This window comes from Paenibacillus sp. JZ16 (assembly GCF_015326965.1).
GTDB lineage: Bacteria > Bacillota > Bacilli > Paenibacillales > Paenibacillaceae > Paenibacillus_AQ.
In genome coordinates this window covers 2,244,403-2,265,692 of sequence record NZ_CP017659.1, presented here as the reverse complement: position 1 = coordinate 2,265,692, position 21,290 = coordinate 2,244,403, and the positions used below count along the sequence as shown (strand labels likewise).

The 21,290-nt window shown below is 43.3% G+C and carries 24 protein-coding genes and 1 pseudogene; 21 read left to right on the top strand and 4 right to left on the bottom strand.

Annotation, left to right across the window (positions count from 1 at the left end; genetic code table 11):
- The first annotated feature begins 12 nt into the window (after positions 1–12).
- The 5 genes from BJP58_RS10315 (at position 13) to BJP58_RS10295 (ending at position 6,265) form a co-directional block, all read left to right on the top strand.
- Positions 13–1,188 (top strand): MFS transporter, encoded by a 1,176-nt coding sequence (locus BJP58_RS10315; RefSeq protein ID WP_233355031.1) that lies wholly within the window; start codon positions 13–15, stop codon positions 1,186–1,188.
- Entirely contained in the window at positions 1,178–3,010 is a 1,833-nt protein-coding gene (locus BJP58_RS10310) for an ABC transporter ATP-binding protein (RefSeq protein WP_194543848.1), read from the top strand. Before BJP58_RS10315 ends, BJP58_RS10310 begins: the two co-directional genes overlap by 11 nt.
- On the top strand, positions 2,979–4,718 hold the full coding sequence (locus tag BJP58_RS10305) for an ABC transporter ATP-binding protein (RefSeq protein WP_194543847.1): 1,740 nt from the start codon (positions 2,979–2,981) through the stop codon (positions 4,716–4,718). The genes BJP58_RS10310 and BJP58_RS10305 overlap by 32 nt, the downstream gene beginning before the upstream one ends.
- 322 nt (positions 4,719–5,040) lie before the next feature.
- Positions 5,041–5,568, top strand: coding sequence for a P-loop nucleotide/nucleoside kinase family protein (locus tag BJP58_RS10300; RefSeq protein ID WP_194543846.1), 528 nt, complete (start codon positions 5,041–5,043; stop codon positions 5,566–5,568).
- A gap of 79 nt (positions 5,569–5,647) precedes the next feature.
- Positions 5,648–6,265, top strand: coding sequence for an alpha/beta hydrolase (locus BJP58_RS10295; RefSeq protein WP_194543845.1), 618 nt, complete (start codon positions 5,648–5,650; stop codon positions 6,263–6,265).
- A gap of 64 nt (positions 6,266–6,329) precedes the next feature.
- Here the strand turns inward: BJP58_RS10295 and BJP58_RS10290 are convergent, their stop codons facing one another.
- Genes BJP58_RS10290 through BJP58_RS10275 form a run of 4 tightly spaced genes read right to left on the bottom strand, consistent with a single transcriptional unit; the run spans position 6,330 to position 9,821 of the window.
- Positions 6,330–7,028: an ABC transporter permease gene (locus BJP58_RS10290; protein WP_194543844.1), complete on the bottom strand. Its 699-nt coding sequence runs from the start codon at positions 7,026–7,028 to the stop codon at positions 6,330–6,332.
- A 12-nt stretch (positions 7,029–7,040) separates the two neighbouring features.
- Complete coding sequence (locus tag BJP58_RS10285) at positions 7,041–7,994, bottom strand: glycine betaine ABC transporter substrate-binding protein (RefSeq protein WP_194543843.1); 954 nt, start codon at positions 7,992–7,994, stop codon at positions 7,041–7,043.
- The gene (locus BJP58_RS10280; protein WP_194543842.1) at positions 7,991–8,656 is read right to left on the bottom strand and encodes an ABC transporter permease; all 666 of its coding nucleotides are present in this window, start codon (positions 8,654–8,656) and stop codon (positions 7,991–7,993) included. The genes BJP58_RS10285 and BJP58_RS10280 overlap by 4 nt, the downstream gene beginning before the upstream one ends.
- A gap of 1 nt (position 8,657) precedes the next feature.
- Positions 8,658–9,821 (bottom strand): ABC transporter ATP-binding protein, encoded by a 1,164-nt coding sequence (locus BJP58_RS10275; protein ID WP_194543841.1) that lies wholly within the window; start codon positions 9,819–9,821, stop codon positions 8,658–8,660.
- A gap of 852 nt (positions 9,822–10,673) precedes the next feature.
- Here BJP58_RS10275 and BJP58_RS10270 point away from each other — a divergent pair.
- The 16 genes and pseudogenes from BJP58_RS10270 to BJP58_RS10195 all read left to right on the top strand — a co-directional run bounded on the left by BJP58_RS10270 (position 10,674) and on the right by BJP58_RS10195 (position 21,287).
- A complete protein-coding gene (locus tag BJP58_RS10270; protein WP_194543840.1) occupies positions 10,674–11,225 on the top strand; it encodes a hypothetical protein in 552 nt (183 codons plus the stop codon).
- A 22-nt stretch (positions 11,226–11,247) separates the two neighbouring features.
- Positions 11,248–11,877, top strand: a complete 630-nt coding sequence (locus BJP58_RS10265) for an HAD family hydrolase (RefSeq protein WP_194543839.1) — start codon at positions 11,248–11,250, stop codon at positions 11,875–11,877.
- A 16-nt stretch (positions 11,878–11,893) separates the two neighbouring features.
- Positions 11,894–12,346, top strand: coding sequence for a DUF4275 family protein (locus tag BJP58_RS10260; RefSeq protein ID WP_233355030.1), 453 nt, complete (start codon positions 11,894–11,896; stop codon positions 12,344–12,346).
- Between the two features lie 53 nt (positions 12,347–12,399).
- Positions 12,400–12,870, top strand: a complete 471-nt coding sequence (locus tag BJP58_RS10255; RefSeq protein ID WP_194543838.1) for a hypothetical protein — start codon at positions 12,400–12,402, stop codon at positions 12,868–12,870.
- A gap of 281 nt (positions 12,871–13,151) precedes the next feature.
- Positions 13,152–14,321, top strand: a complete 1,170-nt coding sequence (locus tag BJP58_RS10250; protein WP_194543837.1) for an alanyl-tRNA editing protein — start codon at positions 13,152–13,154, stop codon at positions 14,319–14,321.
- Positions 14,322–14,593: 272 nt separating this feature from the next.
- A complete protein-coding gene (locus BJP58_RS10245; RefSeq protein WP_194543836.1) occupies positions 14,594–15,196 on the top strand; it encodes a hypothetical protein in 603 nt (200 codons plus the stop codon).
- An 84-nt stretch (positions 15,197–15,280) separates the two neighbouring features.
- Positions 15,281–15,802 (top strand): GNAT family N-acetyltransferase, encoded by a 522-nt coding sequence (locus BJP58_RS10240; RefSeq protein ID WP_194543835.1) that lies wholly within the window; start codon positions 15,281–15,283, stop codon positions 15,800–15,802.
- 16 nt (positions 15,803–15,818) lie between these two features.
- Positions 15,819–16,712 (top strand): carbon-nitrogen hydrolase family protein, encoded by an 894-nt coding sequence (locus tag BJP58_RS10235; RefSeq protein ID WP_194543834.1) that lies wholly within the window; start codon positions 15,819–15,821, stop codon positions 16,710–16,712.
- Positions 16,713–16,772: 60 nt separating this feature from the next.
- A complete protein-coding gene (locus tag BJP58_RS10230) occupies positions 16,773–17,111 on the top strand; it encodes a GNAT family N-acetyltransferase (protein ID WP_233355029.1) in 339 nt (112 codons plus the stop codon).
- Positions 17,112–17,231: 120 nt separating this feature from the next.
- A pseudogene (locus BJP58_RS10225) lies at positions 17,232–18,051 on the top strand (GNAT family N-acetyltransferase).
- 65 nt (positions 18,052–18,116) lie between these two features.
- On the top strand, positions 18,117–18,605 hold the full coding sequence (locus tag BJP58_RS10220) for an NUDIX hydrolase (RefSeq protein ID WP_194544897.1): 489 nt from the start codon (positions 18,117–18,119) through the stop codon (positions 18,603–18,605).
- Positions 18,606–18,705: 100 nt separating this feature from the next.
- Positions 18,706–19,251 carry a GrpB family protein gene (locus BJP58_RS10215; RefSeq protein WP_194543833.1) on the top strand — a complete coding sequence of 182 codons (546 nt, stop codon included), beginning with the start codon at positions 18,706–18,708 and terminating at the stop codon, positions 19,249–19,251.
- Between the two features lie 51 nt (positions 19,252–19,302).
- Positions 19,303–19,791, top strand: coding sequence for a GNAT family N-acetyltransferase (locus tag BJP58_RS10210; protein ID WP_194543832.1), 489 nt, complete (start codon positions 19,303–19,305; stop codon positions 19,789–19,791).
- A gap of 54 nt (positions 19,792–19,845) precedes the next feature.
- Positions 19,846–20,304: a hypothetical protein gene (locus tag BJP58_RS10205; protein ID WP_194543831.1), complete on the top strand. Its 459-nt coding sequence runs from the start codon at positions 19,846–19,848 to the stop codon at positions 20,302–20,304.
- 61 nt (positions 20,305–20,365) lie between these two features.
- Positions 20,366–20,836 carry a GNAT family N-acetyltransferase gene (locus BJP58_RS10200; RefSeq protein ID WP_194543830.1) on the top strand — a complete coding sequence of 157 codons (471 nt, stop codon included), beginning with the start codon at positions 20,366–20,368 and terminating at the stop codon, positions 20,834–20,836.
- A gap of 43 nt (positions 20,837–20,879) precedes the next feature.
- Positions 20,880–21,287 carry an NUDIX hydrolase gene (locus BJP58_RS10195; protein WP_194543829.1) on the top strand — a complete coding sequence of 136 codons (408 nt, stop codon included), beginning with the start codon at positions 20,880–20,882 and terminating at the stop codon, positions 21,285–21,287.
- Positions 21,288–21,290 lie beyond the last annotated feature (3 nt).

Genomic DNA, 21,290 nt, shown 5'->3' with positions numbered 1-21,290 from the left:
AAGTTTGTCATAATGTTTATGATTATCCTATGCGGCACAATCTCGGTCGCGGTGTTCAATCCGATTATTGGCCTGCTCTCGCGCGAACTGGGACTCAGCGAGATTCAATCGGGATGTTTGGTGTCGGTGACGGGGCTGTGCTGGTTGCTCGGCGGATTCTTCTGGGAAAAAACGACCTTTATGAGCAGAAAACGAATGCTGGCTTTTATCATGTTTGTATATTTGGCGACACTGCTCCTGTTTGCCCTTCTCGCCGATTATGCGGGGACCCATCGCAACGGTTCGTCGGGCTTTTTTTGGATCTTCTTGCTGTTGCGTGCGATTGCGGGATTTTTCTTCGGAGGCTTTCTTTCCAAAGCGCAAGCCTATGTGATGAGTTGGACGACACAGGAGACGCGAACGCAGGGGATGGCCATATTTGGTGCCGCCAATGGACTCGGTTTCATATTGGGCCCTGCCATGAGCGGCGGTATGGCGGCAATCGGGCTTACATCGCCGATGTACGCGGCTGCCGCCCTGCTTTTCATGATGATTATCTTATTATGGATATCGATTCCCAACGATGCGGTACAAAAGAAAGATCAATTTGCTCCATCGCTTTCGCCGTTTGATGTAAGAATTCGATTTTTCTTGTGGACCGGTCTTCTACTTTCGCTCACTATCAATATACTTCAGGTGACCATCGGTTTTTACGTTCAAGATTCGTTTGGGTATGAAGCACGGGAAGCGACGCAACTGATCGGACTTGGCTTGGCCATTTGTGGATCCATGGTTGTGGTCACGCAAATTGTCATTAGCAAATATCTGAAGTGGCGACCCGAGCGAATGTTACGACTCGGAATGTGGATTGTCGTGTTGGGATTGTTAGGGCTGTTATCATTCATTCGTTATGCCTATCTGGATTTTGCCATACTTGGCATCGGCTTCGGCCTTACCTGGCTTGGATATAGTGCGGGAGCTGCCGATGCGGTACAAGATCATGAACAACGGAGCGTTGCTTCCTATATCGCGACTTTGCTGGGAGGAGGAGCCTTCCTGGGGCCGATTACAGGGACTGCGCTTTACACGGCTCATATGGCAGTTCCGTATTCGTTTTGCACGCTTTTATTCGGGCTTTCTCTTCTCATTATACTCAGCAAGAAAAAGGTTGCCTTTACTTCAATGAGGAGGGAGAGCCATGACAAATAAAACAGGAGTGGCCAGACTTCTGGAAATCGCCGGAGAGAAGCGCGGATTGTTGATCGTCTCCGGCCTTTTATCGTCGCTTAGCGCCGTTTGCATGCTGGTGCCCTATGCTTCCGTCTATTTCATTCTGGAAGAGTTGTTGGAACACGCAGCGTCCCCGGCTTCGGCGAACGAAGCGATGATGATTCGTTGGGGCGTGATCGCTTTGATCGGCTTCGCAGCCGGCTTGATCACGACGTACGCGGGGGCAATGGCAGCGCATGTTGCCGCGTTTCGCATTCTTTACGGACTGAGGGTCAAGCTTGCCCGACATATCGGCAAGCTCCCGCTTGGATGGCTGAACCGTCATTCGACGGGAGCCCTGAAGAATACGCTGGAACAAAACGTGGAGAAAGTGGAAACGTTCATCGCTCATCAATTGCCCGACCTCGTTCATGTTGTTGTGACCACGGTCTTGACGATCACCGTGATGTTTATTCTGAATGTTTGGTTGGCCATTGCGTGCGTCGTGCCGATTGTCCTCGCAATTGCGGTTCAGATCGCGCTGTTTAATGCACCAAAGACAAAAGAATACCTCAAACAGTATCATGATTCGCTGGAACGGATGAACGCTTCCGCCGTCCAGTATGTACGGGGGATGCCGGCCGTCAAGGTGTTCGGGCAAACCGTGAAATCGTTTCGCCAATTTTACCAGGACATGATCCGCTACCGTGACTATGGCGTGAAATTGGCGGATCTGTTTCAAAACGGATTTGTGCTGTTTAAAGTGATAATCAGCTCGTTTGTCGTATTTGTTCTGCCTGTCGGCGTGTTTTTATTGAGCCGCGATCCGGGCAGCGTCTCATTCGCCTCCGTTCTGCTGTTTTTCCTGATCATGGCACCGGGCATATCTGCTCCTATGCTTAAAATCATGTTCCTGATTCATACGCTCGAGGATATCAACGAGGGCGTTCAGCGCATGGACCGCATACTGGCGGAAGGGCTTGTACCGGAGCCCGAGAGTCCGAGACGGCCGACTACATTTGATGTTTCATTTGATCATGTTTCTTTTTCATATGAAACGGAATCGGCAGATGGCGCCGTACTTACGGACATATCCTTTACCGCCCGCCAAGGGGAAGTGACGGCGCTCGTAGGTCCGTCGGGAGCGGGCAAATCGACCATTGCCCATCTGGTGCCTCGATTCTGGGATGCGAACATGGGAGCGATCCGCATCGGCGATATAGATATTCGCGAAATAGCGACCTCCGATCTGATGAACACCGTCGCATTCGTGTTTCAGGAATCGTTTTTGTTTTCCGATACGGTATACAACAATATTGCGGTCGGACGGCCGGACGCGTCACCGGAAGAAGTGTACGCTGCGGCGCAGGCAGCGCAGTGTCATCCGTTCATCGAGAACCTTCCGCTTGGATATGACACGCGGATTGGGGAAGGAGGCGTCTATTTGTCAGGCGGAGAGGAACAGCGGATCACCGTGGCCAGAGCGATTCTGAAGAACGCCCCCATTCTTGTGCTGGATGAAGCGACGGCGTTTGCCGATCCGGAGAATGAATATGAGATGCAGCTGGCGTTGAAAGCGTTGATGGCAAACAAGACGGTCATCGTCATTGCCCATCGCCTGTCCACCATTCAGGATGCACAGCAAATTCTCGTGATGGAAAGCGGGAGAATCGTCGAGCGGGGAAGGCATGAAGCCCTCTTAACTGCTGACGGCTTGTACGCACGCATGTGGCGTTCGTACCGCCAAGCAACGCAATGGCATATGGGCAAAAGGGAGGTGGATGCAGAATATGAACATCCTGCGCAACCTTACAGCGGATAATCCGCGCTCGTTGGTTAAACCTGTATTTTACACGACCGTTGCCAATTTGGCGGGCGTGATCCCTTTTGTGCTGTTGGTGGAAGCAGTAAGATTGTTCTTTACCCCGTTTGTCCATCCCGCTATCCCCCTGGATACGGCACGGCTCTGGTGGGTGTGCGGCGGGCTGGCGGTTTCGCTTGTTCTCTTGTTCGCCTGCGAAACTCTCGCCAGTCGTTCTCAATTCCGCGACGCATACAGCGCGGCGGCGGACGGACGGACGCGGCTGGCCGAGCATTTGCGCAAGCTGTCATTAGGGTATCTGAACAAACGCGATCCGGGCGATCTTGCCAATATGATGATGGGCGATTTTGCGATGCTGGAACATGGCATCTCCCATGTGGTTCCGCAGATGATCGGAGCCGCCGTCATGCCGGTTCTGGCCTTGATTGGCCTGTTTTTCCTCGATTGGCGCCTAGCGCTTTCCCTATTCGCTGCGATGCCGGTGGCAATCCTGCTGGTGCTTTTGACCTCCGGCATCCAGCGCAAACTTGGCTCGCAGCATATACAGGCCAAGATCGAGGCCTCCAATCGACTGCAAGAATACTTGAACGGTATTCGGGTGATTAAAGCTTATAACTTGACCGGAGAACGTTTTGTCCGGCTTGATCGGTCATTCAGGGAATTGATGCGGCAGAGCATCCGCCTCGAAGGGTTGTTGGGGCCGATAGTGCTGAGCGCGATTGCCTGTTTTCGTGTCGGCCTTACCCTGATGGTCACGGCTGGGGTACATCTGCTGCTCGGCGGGAGCCTGGATGTTATCACATTCGCAGCGTTCCTGATCATCGGAACCCGAATCTTCGATCCGCTGACGACAGCACTCGCCGGTTATGCGCAGTTTCGCTATCTCGAGCAGGCGGGCGAACGCATCGTGCAGCTCCTGCGGGAGCCGATCATGCAAGGAGAGCGGCAGCCCCCTGCAGATCATGATATCGAATTGAAGCAGGTTACGTTCGGCTATCTGGATCAACCCGTATTGCGAGACGTGAGCGTAAGCATGCCGGCAGGTTCCTTCACCGCATTGGTCGGCCTTTCGGGCAGCGGTAAAAGTACCATTCTTCGGCTCATTGCCCGTTTTTACGACCCGGATAAGGGGATGGTGACGATGGGCGGGGAGGATATTCGCGCAATGGACCCGGAAGCGTTGTTGCGTAAAGTATCTATGGTGTTTCAGGATGTGTACCTCTTTCAGGATACGATTGAAGGCAATATCCGGTTCGGACGAAGCGACGCAACGCACGAGGAAATCGAGGAAGCGGCCCGGCTTGCTTGTTGTCACGATTTTATCCTGAAGTTGCCGCAGGGTTACGACACGATGGTCGGTGAAGGCGGAAGCACACTGTCGGGCGGTGAAAAACAGCGAATTTCCATTGCAAGGGCGATGCTGAAAAATGCGCCAATCATTCTCCTTGATGAAGCAACCGCTTCTCTCGATCCCGAGAACGAAGCGGAGATTCAGAAAGCGATTGATCGGCTTGTTCGAGGCCGAACCGTCATCGTCGTCGCTCACCGGCTTAAGACCGTGCAGCATGCCGACCAGATTGTTGTATTAGATCAAGGGCGGATTGTGGAGCAAGGCCGCCATGACGAATTGCTTTCGTCGAATGGCCTGTATGCCCGGCTGTGGAGACGGCAGCATGATGCAGGAATGCTGTCAGCAGGGCTTGGATAGAGTTCATACGAACCGGCAATCCTGACGTTTCCATCCTATGGCCATCTTATGATCCGACTCAGAGACGGAGCCACGTGGTTTTACGGGCTCCGTTTTCTAATTAAATCAAAATCTCCAGCACTTTATAAACCTTGAGATCCGCAGGGCATCGAGCACTAGTCTACTACAGCGAGCAGCCATAGGAGAAGTGGAATATAAAGCTTTTCTAATGAAATAGCTGTATCCAAGATGGAAATTCTCATGGTATTCTCTTTACTATATTCGCTAATCCGCAATGGATACATCAGTATTAACCGGACTCAAGGCTGAAAGGAGGATTTGGATGCTTGAAAATCCTAAAATAGAAAATCTGATCCATCAAGCAGATGTTTCAATTCCATTAGTAGTCATGATGTGCGGTGTGGCTGGGTCAGGAAAAACAACATTTGCTCAACGGCTAGAGCAGAGGGGCTTTGTACGTCTCTCCATAGATGAAGAGATATGGTCTACAAATGGTCGATACGGAATTGATTATCCAGTTGAAATGTATGAGCAATTTAAAGTTCAAGCCGAGTTAAAGCTGTATAAGGAACTAGTAAATCTGTTAAAGGAAAAGCGCAATGTGGTCATTGATTTCAGTTTCTGGCAACGTAAGAAACGAAATGATTATAAGAAGCTAATTGAAGATGGAGGAGGAGAGTGGAGGCTCATTTATTTGAAAGTTCATCCTAATGATTTGCGTGAACGACTTCGCATTCGGAGCCAGAGATTCGATGCTAATGCTGCATTTACAATAACAGAAGAAATATTGTCTTCTTTCCTCAAGGGTTTTGAAGTACCTACTGGTGAAGGGGAAATTATCATCGAGTAAAATCGACGCTTGAAGGTTCTTTGTGAATATTATTTAAGCATTAGACGAAATCATTTAAAACAGGAAAGGATGGGAAACGATGAAATTAGAGATTTTAAATGTTTCCTCGTATTGGAAAACTGAAATGAAGCAAAAATATTTTCAACTTTATGAGGAAAACAGCAAGTTGGTTGTTCTGTTTCCCGGAAAAAACTTTCCTTGTGATAAACCAATTCTACATTTTGCTGGAACCTCCGCACTTCAAAGTGGTTTTGACTTAATGATATTGGAATACGGCTATCAAGCTGCGAGAACGGATTTGGATGTTAATGAACTGCAAAGAGTAATAGAAGATAGCCACGAATCGGTTCAACGAATCATTAGCAAGTATAAACAAGTTGTTTTTATTAGTAAGAGCATAGGAACGATCGTTGCTGGAGAAGTTCATGGGAAACTCGAAATTCCAATCCAACATATATTTTTGACACCAATTAAAGACACCATTTACTATATCAACAAATTCAATGGACTTGTGGTTTATGGAACAAAGGATGAAGTGTTTAGTAAGGAACATGCAAACCAAATCAACATAGACAATGTCAGAGAGGTCATTGAAATTCCTAATGCAAATCATGCTTTAGAGACCCATAATGTTGAGGAAAGTATTGAGATATTAAGTAAGCTTGTAAGGATATATATGGAATTCCTAAATAAGTAAACAGGGCATCCCGTAAGATCTTGGATCTTTTGGGATGCCCTTTAAAATGTACACTCTACAAGCCTTAGTTGATGTTTGGCGTTTTCGCAGGCGATGGAGCCGCACCTGACTTTCGTTTGGCTAGATCCATCTTACGCTGGAGCATGCCAAGCACAAGATCCGCAACGATTGCCAGCACTGCGGCTGGAATGGCACCTGCAAAGATACGGAGGGAGTTATTGCTGTTCAGTCCAGCGTAGATTTCCCGTCCCAGCCCGCCTCCTCCTACGAGAGGGGCGATTGTTACCACACCGATGGCGATGACGGCCGCAATACGCAGGCCTGACATGATATACGTCAGCGCAAGCGGGAAACGCACGTTCACGAGCATTTGGAAGGGGCTCATCCCGATTCCTTTTCCGGATTCAAGATAGCTGGGATCCACCTGTTTTAACCCAACATACGTATTCCGCGCGATTGGATTCAGGGAATACAGGAAGAGTCCCACCATGACCGTTGTCGTCCCGAGTCCCATCCATAACATGAGCACCACGAGCATGGCTAAGCTCGGTACCACCTGTAGGATATTGGTGATAAACAAAATGATTTTGGCTGCCCATTTGCTCTTAGAGCAGAGGATGCCAAGCGGCACTCCAACGATGAATGCCAGGCCCAGACCGATAACGACCATCGTAATATGCTGGATGAAATACTCCCAGAGCAACCCCTGATTTCGTGATATATACGACAAAAAGTCGGCAAATGTTAAATGTTCATTTTCCATGCTTACCCTCCTTTAGCTTTTCAAGAGGCCCTGCTCTTTCAAATACGCGATTGCGACCTCCCGCTCGCTTTTCTTCTCAATGTCCACCTGATAATTAAGCGATATCATCGTATCTGCATCCAGATGACCGATTAAAGGCGCTATCGTATCCTGAATTTCAGGATGCTTCTTCAAAAGGTCCGAACGCAATACCGGACTTGCATCATATGGAGGGAAGAATTGCTGGTCATCCTGAAGCGTCTGCAATTGGTAGGCTTTCAGCCGGGAATCCGTTGAGTAGGCCAGCACGATATCCACCTGCTCATTGGCTACCGCGCTGTATACCAGGCTAATTTCCATGGGGAAGACCTGACCGAATTTGATGCCATACGCTTTAGAGAATGCAGGATATCCATCCGTGCTTCTCTCCAGCCATGTCGTATCTACCCCAAGCTTCATGGTGCCCATGTCTTTTTTGACATCGGAGATTTTGGTGTACCCGTTGGCTTCGGCAAGATCCTTTCTTACCGTGAACGCGTAGGTGTTCTCAAAACCCAAAGGGTTCATCCAGGTGAACCCGAAGTGTTCCTGGAATCCATCCTGCGCTTCCTTCAAGACTTTATCGCGGTCTTTGGTGCCGCTGATCGGGAAATGGTTGTTGAAAATCTCACCGGTATATAGTGTCGCCATCTGAACGTCGTTTCGTTTCATCGCATTGATGACCAATGAACTTGATGCCAGATCCGGGATAATATCGACCTTCAGATCGGTTTGGTCTTCAATGAGCGCTTTATACATTTCAGCAATAATCTTGGTTTCGGTATAGGTTTGCGTCCCGATTGTAATCTCGCTTTGAATTCCGCATGCGGAGGTAAAAGCAGCAAAAGCTATCATGCAGATGAACAACGGAGTCCATTTAAGTTTTTTCAGATTCATCACGCCTTCCTTGTTCCGTCCGGCTCGCTGTCTACGGTTGATGTGACTCATATCGCAGCGTCCCGGGTCTGAGTCTGGTGGTAGTGTTTGCTTAGCCAGCCCTCAAGCAGCCCAAGCAATCCGTCAGCTACAAGTGCCAAGAGAATAGCGCCAATGCCACCGATGAAGATCATCTCGGGCTTGTTGACACCAAGTCCAGATACAATAAGCTGGCCTAAACCGCCAGCACCAATCAGGGAAGCCAGTGTTGCCCAACTGATGATATACACGGTCGTAATGCGGACACCGGACATGATGTAAGGAAGCGATAAGGGAAGCTGAATCCGCAAAATCGTTTGGGCGGTGCTGTATCCCATCCCCCTGGCCGAATTGAGCACGCCTTTATCCACGGAGTGAAAACCGTCATAGGTATTCCGCAGGATGGGCATAAGGGAGTACAGAAACAGCGCAAGGATGGCCGGTTTCATGCCGATGCCGAGCAGCGGAATCAGAATAGCCAGAAGCGCCAGGCTCGGAACCGTCTGAAACAGGTTCGTAATGAAAAATACGATGCTGTTCATCCAGCCTACCCGGTTGTATACGAGCAGGATACCGATCGGTACGGCAATAACAGTCCCCAAAAGAACGGCAGAGAATGAGAGGACCAGATGCTCCTGCAATGCCCTTAGAATATCTGGATAACGATCCGTAATAAAACTCCAGAATGCGTTCATATCACTCATCCTCTCCGATCAGCACCGGAGGAACCATCGTAGGATAGACTTCGGCCAAATGTTTAACCACACTGCCTCTTGTGATTAATCCGAGGAAACGGTTATTGCTGTCTACGACAGGGAGGTTGCTGAGCTGATGACTGTCCATAATCTCAATAGCCTGTGGAAGCGTGCTTCCCGAAGCCACGGAAAAACGGACCGGATGCATAACGTCTGCCACGGTTTTGCCTTCTTCGCCGTATTGGTCGAGCACGCGGTAGATCGAAACCGCGCCTTGTAGCTGACGGTTACGGTCCACAATCAGCAGCGAGTCGACTCGCTTCATTTCCATCATCTTGATGGCTTCAGCCAATCCCCGGCTCGGGAATGCCGTGACCGGATTCGTAATCATCACTTCATCCACAAGCGGAATTTCATAGGCGCTTTCATTTTCATTTTGCAGACGTTTCGAACCGATAAAGTCACGTACAAATTCGTTTGCGGGATGCCGTAAAATGGTGTCCGGTCTACCTGTTTGGATTACTTCGCCATCTTTCATCAGAACGATGGTATCCGCGATTTTAATAGCTTCATCCATATCATGCGTCACAAAAATAATGGTTTTATTGAGCTCCTGCTGAAGACGGATCAGCTCATCCTGAAGCTGCTCGCGGCTGATGGGATCCAGTGCGGAGAATGGCTCGTCCATCAGGATAATATCGGGTTCAGCTGCCAGCGCTCGCACTACGCCTACACGCTGCTGTTGTCCGCCGCTAAGCTCAGATGGATAGCGCGTACCATATATGGTGTGGTCCAGTCCGACCATGTCCAACAATTCACTTACTTTTTGATCTGTTTTGTCTTTATCCCATTTCTTCAGACGCGGAACCACGCCCGCGTTCTTGGAGATATTCATATGCGGAAATAATCCAACGCTTTGAATGACATAGCCGATATTGCGTCGAAGTTCAACCGGATTCAATCTCGAGATATCCTTACCGTCAATCAGAACTTTGCCCGAGGATGGCGTATTGAGCGCGTTGATCAGCTTCATGGTAGTCGATTTGCCACAGCCGCTCGGTCCGATGAGGACGGTAATTTCCCCTTTTTTGAATTCCAGATTAATGTCTTTCAGCGCGTGAAAGCCATTATCGTAAACCTTGTTCACATGCTCCAGTACTATCATTCAATCGCCCCTTTGCAAGCAGTATCCATATTATGCGGAGCATTTGGCATATCATCCATCGGGGACCCAAAAACTGTTGAGGGGAAAAGCGCGGTGCCAGAGATATGAGAAGGCTTCAGCCTTGTTATGTAGAAATGGAAAATACCTAAGCAAGTTAGCATTAAAAGAAATCAAAATGGAATAGGATTAAGCGCATGATTAAGGGGTGGAGAAAGATCTAAGAGGGAAGCCCTGAGGGTACTAACAATTTAAGTTAAAAATCTTCGTTATGGCATTGACTTACATACCCAAAATTCCACCTTTATATGCAATGTAGCTTTCCAAACTATGCAATCCCTTGTTACATCCATCCGAAGAAGTATTCCAAGCCTGTATGCCCCTGTTCGTATCGGGAAAATATGCGTTCTCATACATGAATCCCTGTTATACCTGCGCGAATCAAGCAGCAATGTCATTGTGTCACTGCTTCCCTCGGCCCAAATGGATATATGCAAAATACGTAAGCAAGCAACGATTCCCTTTTGAGTAGGACCGTGTAACTGCTAATGCAATAATATGTTTAATTCTATTACCCAGTTAGCATTGGATTGAAACATGTATATGGAACGATATTGAATATGTGGTACCTCGGGTCCAGAATGCCCAAGGGTAGATAAATGATTGACTCGTGAGGAGCGATAGTTGATTTGAGAAGGAATAGCATCATATAACACAGTATCCAAACCATTGGACTACCCTCGCTAGGTATTCGGATGTATAATAATGGAAGAGATTGCCTGAGATTTAAATGAAACGCTTGAAAATAGTAATAATTAATGTTTGTACATATCTGATATAGCAGGAGAATCTTAGATGCCGTTAAATTACAAAAGGCCAGAAACATTAGAAAAGCTTGTTCAATTGGATCAGGAACTTCATCAATTACATGGGCAAACTGTCCATGATTACATAGGCTTTTATATAAGCTTTAATAATGATGATGACAGATATGAATGCACACCAGAGGACGCTGTAGTTTTTGGCAGAACAGGAGTAGGTGGGGACCACTTCGCTTTTTACACGTTTAATCAAACTCTAAAAGATTTAGAAGAGGCCCCGATTATTTTTATACAACCTATGTTTGAGAATGCAGTAAACTTGGTTGCGAGAAACCTTAGGGATTTTCTAGCTTTATTCATCACCCTTAAGGAAATTTATGTTCTAGAACGTTTTGAATATTATAAGAGCCAATCGGATTTTATCAAGGATTATAACGAGAATTATTTGAAGGACATAGATTCACGAGAGAGTGAACTTCAATTCTTTATTGAGGAATTAAGGGAGAAGGTTGCTGAAGGAATTACTGATATTAATGATGCATACGCATACATTACGGATTTAAGAAAAGAAATTCAATTGTCATAGAGTATAGAAATGAAACGATTCAATGACTGCAAAGCCACAACTGGTATTAGATTTAGCTGGTGTATTAGTCAGTAATTTCTCATCTACGTTTTGGCTCCAATTATCTAAGGGTACCGAAATCTCGTTTCAAGGCATCCGAGAACAATTTGATGAGATTCGAAAAGATCTATGGACTGGAAAGATCAAAGAAGATGATTTTTGGGAATGGATGAGTCTGCGAATAAAGCAAATTAACAAAGAGCGAGCCAGAGCGTTATTAATTCAATCACTGGAACCTCTCCCTGGATTAAATTATTTGGCGGAGTGGAGTGAAATTGCAGATATCCATATCTTAAGTAACCATTGTAAGGAATGGTTGGAATCGATTTTAGAAAGAGTAGAACCCTATACAAAGAGCATAACGATTTCAAATCAAGTAGGTTTAAGAAAACCAGATATACAGATATATCAACATGTCGGCAAACAATTTGAAGCAGGCCAAACGGTTGTTTATATTGATGATCAAGAAAAGAACCTGAAACCGGTTATCGAACTTGGATGGAAAACCCTGTTAGCAGATAAAGAGCATAAATGGATAGAACAAGTTGAACTCATGATAGGAATGAGGAGGAGAACACTTGATTTGAAAAGAGATTCAATTAATTCTAGATAGCTTACCGGAAGAAGAATTGCAAAAAATTTATTGGTCTATTCAATTTATTCAAAAGGAATATTTATATAAAGAAAATTTAATTGAAAAAGGCGTAATCATCTCAAATCTATTTGATGGAACAACTGAAATTATTAATAATTGGGACAAGACGTTTGCACTAAACATTAGTGACGATATAAAAGAAAGCACTTTTTACGATCAATATAAATGGCATATTTTCAGTTATGAAATACAAGATTGTCTGAAACAACATGAAGCAAGAAATGCTTTTAATGCTGAAATTAAAGATGAAGTATATGTTATGTACCAAAACTCTCCCCGTGTACTTCTATACAGTAATGCAAATGCATTAGTCGCAGAGGATTTTGATTCCCAACAAGATATCTATGTATTTAATAAAAATTTTACTTGGACGTATGTCAATACGCATGAAGACATGTGTGGGCCCTATTTTTATAAAGTGAAATAATTTCGTCGTGATATATGAACCGTGCGAATATAGATTTGGGAGGGATTCAGGAAGTGGGTAGAAAATCATTTATCATGATTTCCGTCATCGTATGCTTACTACTTAGCTTAGGTTGTAGTAATAACCATGAAGTTACTTCTGACGACATTGGCAAAATAAGTATAGAACTACAAGAACAAAAAGAAGAATCAAATGGAACCATGTTCACACTAAAACTGCATAACAAATCTAGTCATATTATAGTACAAAATAATGTATATTTAAGTTTTCCCATAAAACTTGAAAACGGTGTTAAAGGGAATGATTTTAAGATCGAAGCTAGAAATAATAAGCTCAATATTGGTCCGGGAGAAGAATTACTTCTTACCGTATTTGCTCCGAAGGAAATGTATGAAGGAAACCATAATATTGACTTAGAAGATCCCCATATCGAGATTAAAGGTTTCTTTAATGAAGTAACCGAAAAAAATCAATTCAATATGATTGGAGGGCATCGTACTATGGTTGGTTTTAATGGGGAGTGACTTATGATGAATCGAAACATTTTAATAATAATGAAATCTGTGGCCCACTAGGAATGATTCCGTTGGGGGCGCTATGATATTTATAGAAAACAATCAAGTACATAATCTAGGAGGAATTTTTGTTGATCCCAACGATCAGCATCAAGGAATCGGTAAAAAGTAATGAAAGAATTTGAATCTGGTGGAGACCCCATCTTCTTCTATATGTATTTTTGTTATTCTATTATTAAGGTAGTGAGCATGATACTAAGTGAATTTTAGGGAACTGTGAGGAATTGAAGATGACGAAGAAGCTGTATTACGATTCCGCTTATATCCGGGAGTGGGAGACACGAATCACACGGAAACTGGAACGGGAGGACGGAACCTACCTGATCATGGAGGAGACGGCCTTTTATCCGCACGGTGGAGGGCAGCCTTGTGACCTGGGGTGGATCGATAAAATTCCTGTTCTTGATGTTGTTCAGGAGGAAGGGGAAATTCTTCATAAAGTCGAGCGTTTGTCTGAGAAGGAAGAGGTTAGCTGCCGTTTGGATTGGGATAGAAGATTCGATCATATGCAGCATCATAGCGGCCAGCATCTCCTGTCTGCCATGTGTCTGGAAGTATGCCAGGCGGAAACACTCAGTTTCCATTTGGGTCAAGATTACGCTACGATTGATATCGCTCAATCTGACCTGTCTCAGGACCAACTGATGATGCTGGAACTGGAAGTTAACGATCAGGTGTACCTTAATCGAGAAGTAACGAGTTATTTTGTGAGCCGGGAGCAGGCTGCTGCCTTGCCGCTGGTGAAGCAGCCGAAGGTAACCGACGATATCCGGATCGTAGAAATCGAAGGTATCGAATATAACGCTTGTGGGGGTACACATGTCTCCGCAACGGGTGAGATCGGAATGATCAAACTGCTCAGAGCCGAGAAACAGAAAGGGCATTTGCGTATCTATTTTAAATGCGGTTATCGTGCATTGAATGAATTCAATGCGGGAATGGAGATTTTAAGCAGCCTATCAACCAGGTTCAATACCTCTAAGGAGGAGGTCTTGGACCGGATTGCAAAATGGGATCATGAACAGAAGTTGCTCCAGGCTGAATTGAACGCCGTGAAGGCTGAGAATGATGCTTACCTGGCAGGAAAGCTATTGGCGGACCGTCAGGGCAGCCTGATCCAACACGTTTTTGCGGATAAGCCGCTGAAGGATATGCAGAACCTGGCGGCAAAGCTCACCGAAGAAGCTGACGTTATCGTGCTCTTCGTGTCCAACGCAGACCATAAGATTGTCCTCGCTCAGGGAGGGAAGAGTGGTCTCGCATGCGGCGCGTTCTTTAAGCAGTATCTGGCTGATTATCGCGGTAAAGGCGGAGGCAGCGATAAGCTGGCACAGGCTGGTTTTTCCACCGGGGAGGATGCCATGGCGTTTTACCATTTTGCGGCACAGTCATTAAGTTAGCTTGAAGAGGTGTAATGGTCTATAACTTAAAAGCATTTAAGCGGGTTTAGCAGCTTGTTTTTATACCAAAGAGTGTAAAACAAACACTCTCGGAATCACGCCTCAGCCTAAGATAAGTACTATCTAAGCTGGGGCGTTTCATTAATACACAGACCGGTAAGCGGAAAGTGCAATTATGAGTTCCAGTTCAAGATATCTGGAGCAAAGACATCAGCTAACATAGTATTTCTGCATTGGATTTCTAACATTTATATCGAACAAGGAGAAAAAAGATGAAACGTATGCCATTTGAGCGTCCAACCGAACATTATGATGAACAATTGATTCATGTTGATGAGCAAATTTGTGCATTGTTGAAACAAAGGAAGGAACTTTCAGGTAACAATCCAGGGTTTCCGCCATTTGAGTATATTTCACAGTGGGCGACAACGTTTGAACTCTACGAGGATTATCTAAAAGCTATTTTTGGAACGTTTATGAGCGAAGAACATTATAAACCCATGCTTGACCCAACAGGGTTCAGAAAACATATTCCGGTTTTAAAATCAGTTGTAAAAGGAATGTTCTTTTATACGCTGAACTCAATACGACAATACGCTAATGCAAGTGTAGTAACATTCAGCATGGATTGGGACATGACAACTGAGCAAACTTCAAGTTCATACAACCTTAGCCATTTTGAATTGTATGTTGGAGAACAATATGATTGTCGAATGACCAATGGCGGGGGTTCTTCAGGGCATGCACCCTATAACTATGTAATATCTCCGCCATTACCTGATGATATTTCAGGAATGGAGTTCGTGTTCAAGGAATTTAGCAAACCTTTTAAAAATAATGAGACAGGTACTGAAATCGTCTTCAGAGTTGAATGATTTGAAGTATTAATGGTGATGGCGGTATTTCTAAGAAAATCATGCTGCGTTTTGCCCAATGAGGTCCAGAGAAGGAGATCAAACATGAAGGACATCATAAACATAAAGAGACTAACTACATTAGAAGAAGCTGAATTGCTGGATCAAGAATTTGCTAAGCGTTATGAATGGTATCGACAAGGAGATTATTATTATAAGTGCCTAAGTGAGAACAATACCAATGAACGAGTAACACTGATTGCTTATTACAATGATTCGTTAGCAGGATGCTGTCATTTAATCTATGAGTCTCAGTATCCTTATTTTCTTGATAACAACATCCCTGAGATTAATGATTTGAACGTATTTCCAGAGCATAGAAGAAAGCATATAGCAGATAGATTATTTGATGAATTAGAGCTGATTGCCTCAAAGACCTCTACATACGTTGGACTAGGAGTAGGGCTGTACAGAGATTATGGAAATGCCCAAAGAATGTATACATCTCGTGGATATGTGATGGATGGCAGGGGGATGACCTATAAAAATGTTCAAGTAATACCAGGAGAATCAGTTATCGTTGATGATGATCTATTAATTTATTTAGTTAAGAATCTAGAGAGTTAATGTGAGGTGCAGAAATATGAAAACCTTTACAGTCGCAACCGTACAATATAATTGCAGTGAGCCTGATCAAAAACTAAATACGGAAATTGGATTAAGATACGTAAGAAAAGCCAAAGATCTTGGAGAAGATATTGTACTATTTCCTGAATGTTGGATAACTGCATATGCTTTTCCCGACATTGTTGAAACCAAGCTTCCCGCAGAAGAGATAGAGAATCATCCTGATTTCAAAGCTTGGTATGAGGCGGCAATAGACGAAAATAATACAGCCTTAAAATCTTTTCAAGCAATTGCGGAAGAATTATCTATTGGCATTGTCATCACGGGTTTTACAAAAGGGGTAAAGCGTCCTCAAAATTCAGCATTTGTAATTGATCGAAATGGTGAAATTTTATTAAAGTACAGCAAAGTCCATACATGCGATTTTGATACTGAACGTATGCTGGAGCCTGGTACTGAATTTAAAGTATGTGATTTTGATGGGGTGAAGATTGGGGTCATGATTTGTTACGACAGAGAATACCCAGAAAGCGCAAGAGTATTGATGTTAAAAGGAGCAGAAATCATTCTGGTTCCCAATGATTGCGGGACCATGGAGCCAAGATTACAGGCTCTTTCTACTAGGGCTTATGAAAATATGGTTGGCATTGCGATGGCGAACCCTCCTGGTGAACATGCTGGATGCTCTTGTGCTTATAGTCCGATTATGTGGGATTCTGATGGGAAATCGGTCGATAACACCATTATGCTGGCGGATCATATGTCAGAGGGCATATTTATTGCTGAATTTGATCTGGATGAAATTCGTAAGTATCGTAATAAAGAAATGATGGGCAATACGTTTAGGAAAGTGAAAGCTTATAAAGATTTACTAACTGAAAAAGTAGAAGAGCCTTTTATACGAGAATAAACGGAATCATCAGACCAAAACATATTAATAGCTGGAAAATTAATTAAATGAGGGTTAACTGTGGATCTGGAATATAGAATCAATGATGACTGTATTGTCAGCGAGGTTAAAGAAGTATTTATTCGATCAGGGATCAGGAGACCGGTAGGCGATTCAGATCGAATTCAGAGGATGATAGATCATGCAGATGAGATTATAACGGTAAGAGAAGGAAGTAAACTGGTGGGATTTTTAAGGGCCATCACAGATTATTCATATTGCTGCTATATTTCAGATATTGCGGTGGATACGGAATATCAAGGATTAGGAATTGGCAAGGAACTAATCAGAATATTGAGGGACAAATTAGGAGAAGACATATGTACTAACTTCAGCACCGAAAGCCGTAGGATTTTATGAGAGAATCGGATTCGAAAGGGCAGATAAAGCTTTTGTAATAAGAAGAAAGAAGAAAGAAGAAAGAAGAAAGAAGAAAGAAGAAAGAAGAATTGAATCTATTAATCAGATATTTGGTAAGGCATGGGGGATATAAAAGTGATAACAGAACTTAATAAATCAGAGTTTTATAAAATAAGACATTTTACGGATAAGTGTAAAAATATCGAGGTTAGGGCTGTGGTTAGCGGGAATAACCCGGGCGGGGTCTATGTAGATCATCCAACAGAACCCACAGCAGCATTAATTTGGATTGAAGGACAAAAGGGTTTTCAGATTGTTGGAGATGCTCAGAGTACAACATTTATAACAGAACTAGCAGAATACATGAGAAATCATATAGAACCCAAACTACAGGAGCAAGATATAAATTGGGTCGAGATTGGTCTGGATCCTGATCCTTGGGATAAAACGATACAAAACATTTTTCAGGAGCGCCGCATTTCGAGTGATACTCAACATGTGTTCACATTAAGAGGGAAGCCACCACACATTGAATTTCAAGATAGCGTTGTAAATATTCAACGGATAACTCGTGAGTTATTGAAGTCAAGACGATTGGATAACCATTCGTTTTTAGAAAAGAAGATATTACGATTTTGGGATTCTATAGACTCTTTCTTAGAGCAAGGATTCGGATACTTTGTTGAGGATAATCACTTTATGTTTTTCAGCATTTGTTGTAGATAAAACGCATGCAATTGATATCGAAACGCTTGAAGAGCATAAAAGAAGAAATTATGGTGCTGCAGTAGCTCAGGCATTTGTACAGGAATGTCTTCAAAAAGGAATTCGTCCATACTGGGACTGTACTCCGGAGAATACAGGGTCTATTCGACTTGCAGAGAAAGTAGGAATGACCCCTGATTTTGACTACCAAATATCATGGTATGGTTTATCCTAGGGGCACTTTAGAGAAACATCTCAGATGATGAAAGGATATAAAGTAATATAGAGGAAGTGATTGGTTTGGAATACCAGGCACCTAAACAATGTATTTCGGTTTCAGCTTTAGTCACTAATGATCGTGGTGAGGTATTGTTGCTTAGAACACATTGGCGATCAGATACATGGGAAATGCCAGGTGGGAATGTTGAGTTAGGGGAACCCCTTGATAAAGCAATTTGCAGAGAGTTTCTTGAGGAGACGGGTATCATTATTAAACCAACTGGTATAACCGGTGTTTATATGAATACAACAAAACAAGTATTGTCTATATGTTTTAGAGCTCAATACATAAGTGGAGAAATTAAAATACAAGAAGACGAGATACTCGAAGCTAGATACATAAAAATTGATCAATCTAATATCGAGGAATACATAACGAGACCGCAGCAAAGATCTAGATTATTGGATGCGATGAATGCAGCATGTTTTGTGCCCTTTGAAGCTTGGGAAGCAAACCCGAATTATATGTTGTTACATAGGTTGGAAGGAAACATGAACAATGATTATTAACGGATCCCTCAAAGTATGCAGAAGAACCTTGAGGAAAGGTGAATACCGAACGAACCACGAATCCGCTATTAAAAGAGTTAAACCAAAGGAGACAAATTACATGGATGATCAATGGCGAATAGCTGAGTATGATCCAGAGTGGCGAAACTTGTTCTTGGAGATAGGAGGGAACATACGAGAAGTTTTAGGGGATATAGCAGATCGAATTGACCACGTTGGATCTACGTCGATTGTTGGACTAGATGCCAAACCAATTATTGATATTCAAATCTCAATTAGTAATTTTGAAGATGTGAATCAATATAAGAATAAATTAGAGTCTATAGCGTTTGTATTTCGTAAAGAAAATCCTGATAAGACTAAAAGGTATTTTCGAGAAATTCCGGGACATCGGAGAACACATATTCATGTAAGACAAACGGGGAGTTACTCAGAACAATTGACATTATTATTTAGAGATTATTTGAGAGAACATAAAGAGGATTGCTTAAGATATTCGGCAGAGAAGCACCGGTTAATGGGATTGTACCATCATGAAAGACATAAATATGTTGAAGGCAAAGGCCCGATTGTATGGGAGTTAATACAAAAGGCACATGTTTGGTCACAAGAAATAGGTTGGAAACCAGATAAACCGGATCTGTAGGCGAATCAATGAAACTTCAAAAAGGAGTAGGATGATACAAAAGGAGACGTTATGGAAATCGAACTTATTCCTGTTTCAGTTCAAGAGAAAGAAACATTATCGAACATGTATCAATTTTATTTTTATGATTTTAGTCAATACACTAATCAGAACTTAAATGATGATGGAAGATACGGGGTGAACATTGATTTCTATTGGGAAGGTGACCCTAGATGGAACCCATATTTCATAGTATCGTCAGGAGCAATTCTAGGGTTCTTGGTTGTGCTGTTTGAGAATCTAGACACAGATCCAGACCCAACGCATGTAATTTATGATTTTATGATTTTGAAGAAATATAGAAGAAACGGGATCGGTCGCACCGCAGCTAAACAGGCATTTGGGTTATTCAATGCAAATTGGAAAGTAGCTCAAATGGAGAGTAATACAACTGCCATATCTTTTTGGAGAAACGTAATCAGTGAATATTCCAAGAATAATTACACAGAGAGATACAGGGAAGATTCAAAGAAGTACATACAAGAGTTCAGTACAAAGTAGTAACCTCAGCGGCTGGAGGTGGGATGCACGATCGCAATCGAATGGAGGATTTTATTGAAAAAGTTACACCTGCGTCATCTTGTAATCCTAATATCAATCATCTTGATATGTGTAGTTGTTTATTTCTCAAGCCCGATCAGATTTCAGCAAATCATTAGCTCTACGGATCATGTTGAAAAAATATATTTTACTTATCATGCTCAAGGAGAAACCAAGAGGTACCTCATTCAATTCGATGAACAAAATGAGATTGCCGAAATGATAGATATTCTAGATACGATTACTTACTCTCGTGAAATTAACACATATCAAGGAACAACCAGCAGCATTGTGATGATGGATATTTTTAATCGGGACTCAAGTAATTATTCACTCAGTATAACGGAAGATGGAAAAATCATTACGGATCATGAGCTATATCAATCCAAAAGGGACTATGAAGCGATTTTTAAGAGACTTATAGAATGGATAATGAACAACGGAACGTCCCAGCCGATTAATCAAGTGGAATGAATGGAATACGATTCGATTATTTGTAAGGTGAAGTGATGTTAATGAATTCGGAGGTGATTCCATGATAATTAGAATTGCGAAAGAGGAAGATATCGATCAACTTATTCGGATGAGATGGGATTTTACGCTGGAAGACGATCTAGATGGAACATTAAAAAACGAAGCTTATAGTGACTTCTACGAGGAGTGTTATGATTTTTTATGGAAGGCTTTTCAAAGTGATATTTGGAGTATTTGGGTTGCTGAAGAAGACGGCATGGTCGTGTCCAACATATACATAGAACTTATTCACAAGGTACCGAGACCAGGGAGAATCACACATCCATTTGCATATATGACGAATGTATATACAAAACCTAATTATCGAGGTAAGGGGATAGGAAGTAAATTAATATCAAAGATTAACGAATGGGCAAAAGAAAATAAATATGAATTTATTATCGTATGGCCTAGTGATGAAGGGGTTGATTTTTACAAGAAAAATGGATATCAGCACTGCAAAGAGCCAATGGAAAATATGTTATGTGAGTAAAGCAGTTAATACGGAGGGAATTTATATATAAAGGAGAAGTAAGATGAATCTACCTAAACATATTGTCTCTGCTGCTGCAGGTGTACTGAATGAAAATAATGAAATATTACTTATCCGGGGGCCGCAAAGGGGCTGGGAAATGCCGGGCGGAGTCGTTGAAATTGGAGAGTCTTTGGCACAAGCAGCAATCAGGGAAACCAAAGAAGAGGCTGGAGTGGATATTGAGATTATAAGGTTTTGCGGGATTTTCCAAAACGTGAAGGCGAGTAGTTGTAATACATTATTTCTTGCGAAATACATTGGAGGTACACCCGTAGCTACAACAGAAAGTCTTGAATCAGGATTCTTCCCACTGGATGAAGCATTGAATATGGTGACCTATATGAATTTTAGGGAGAGAATCGAAGTTTGCTTAAGACCAGCTGATGAGCCGGTATATATTGAGTTCTAGAAG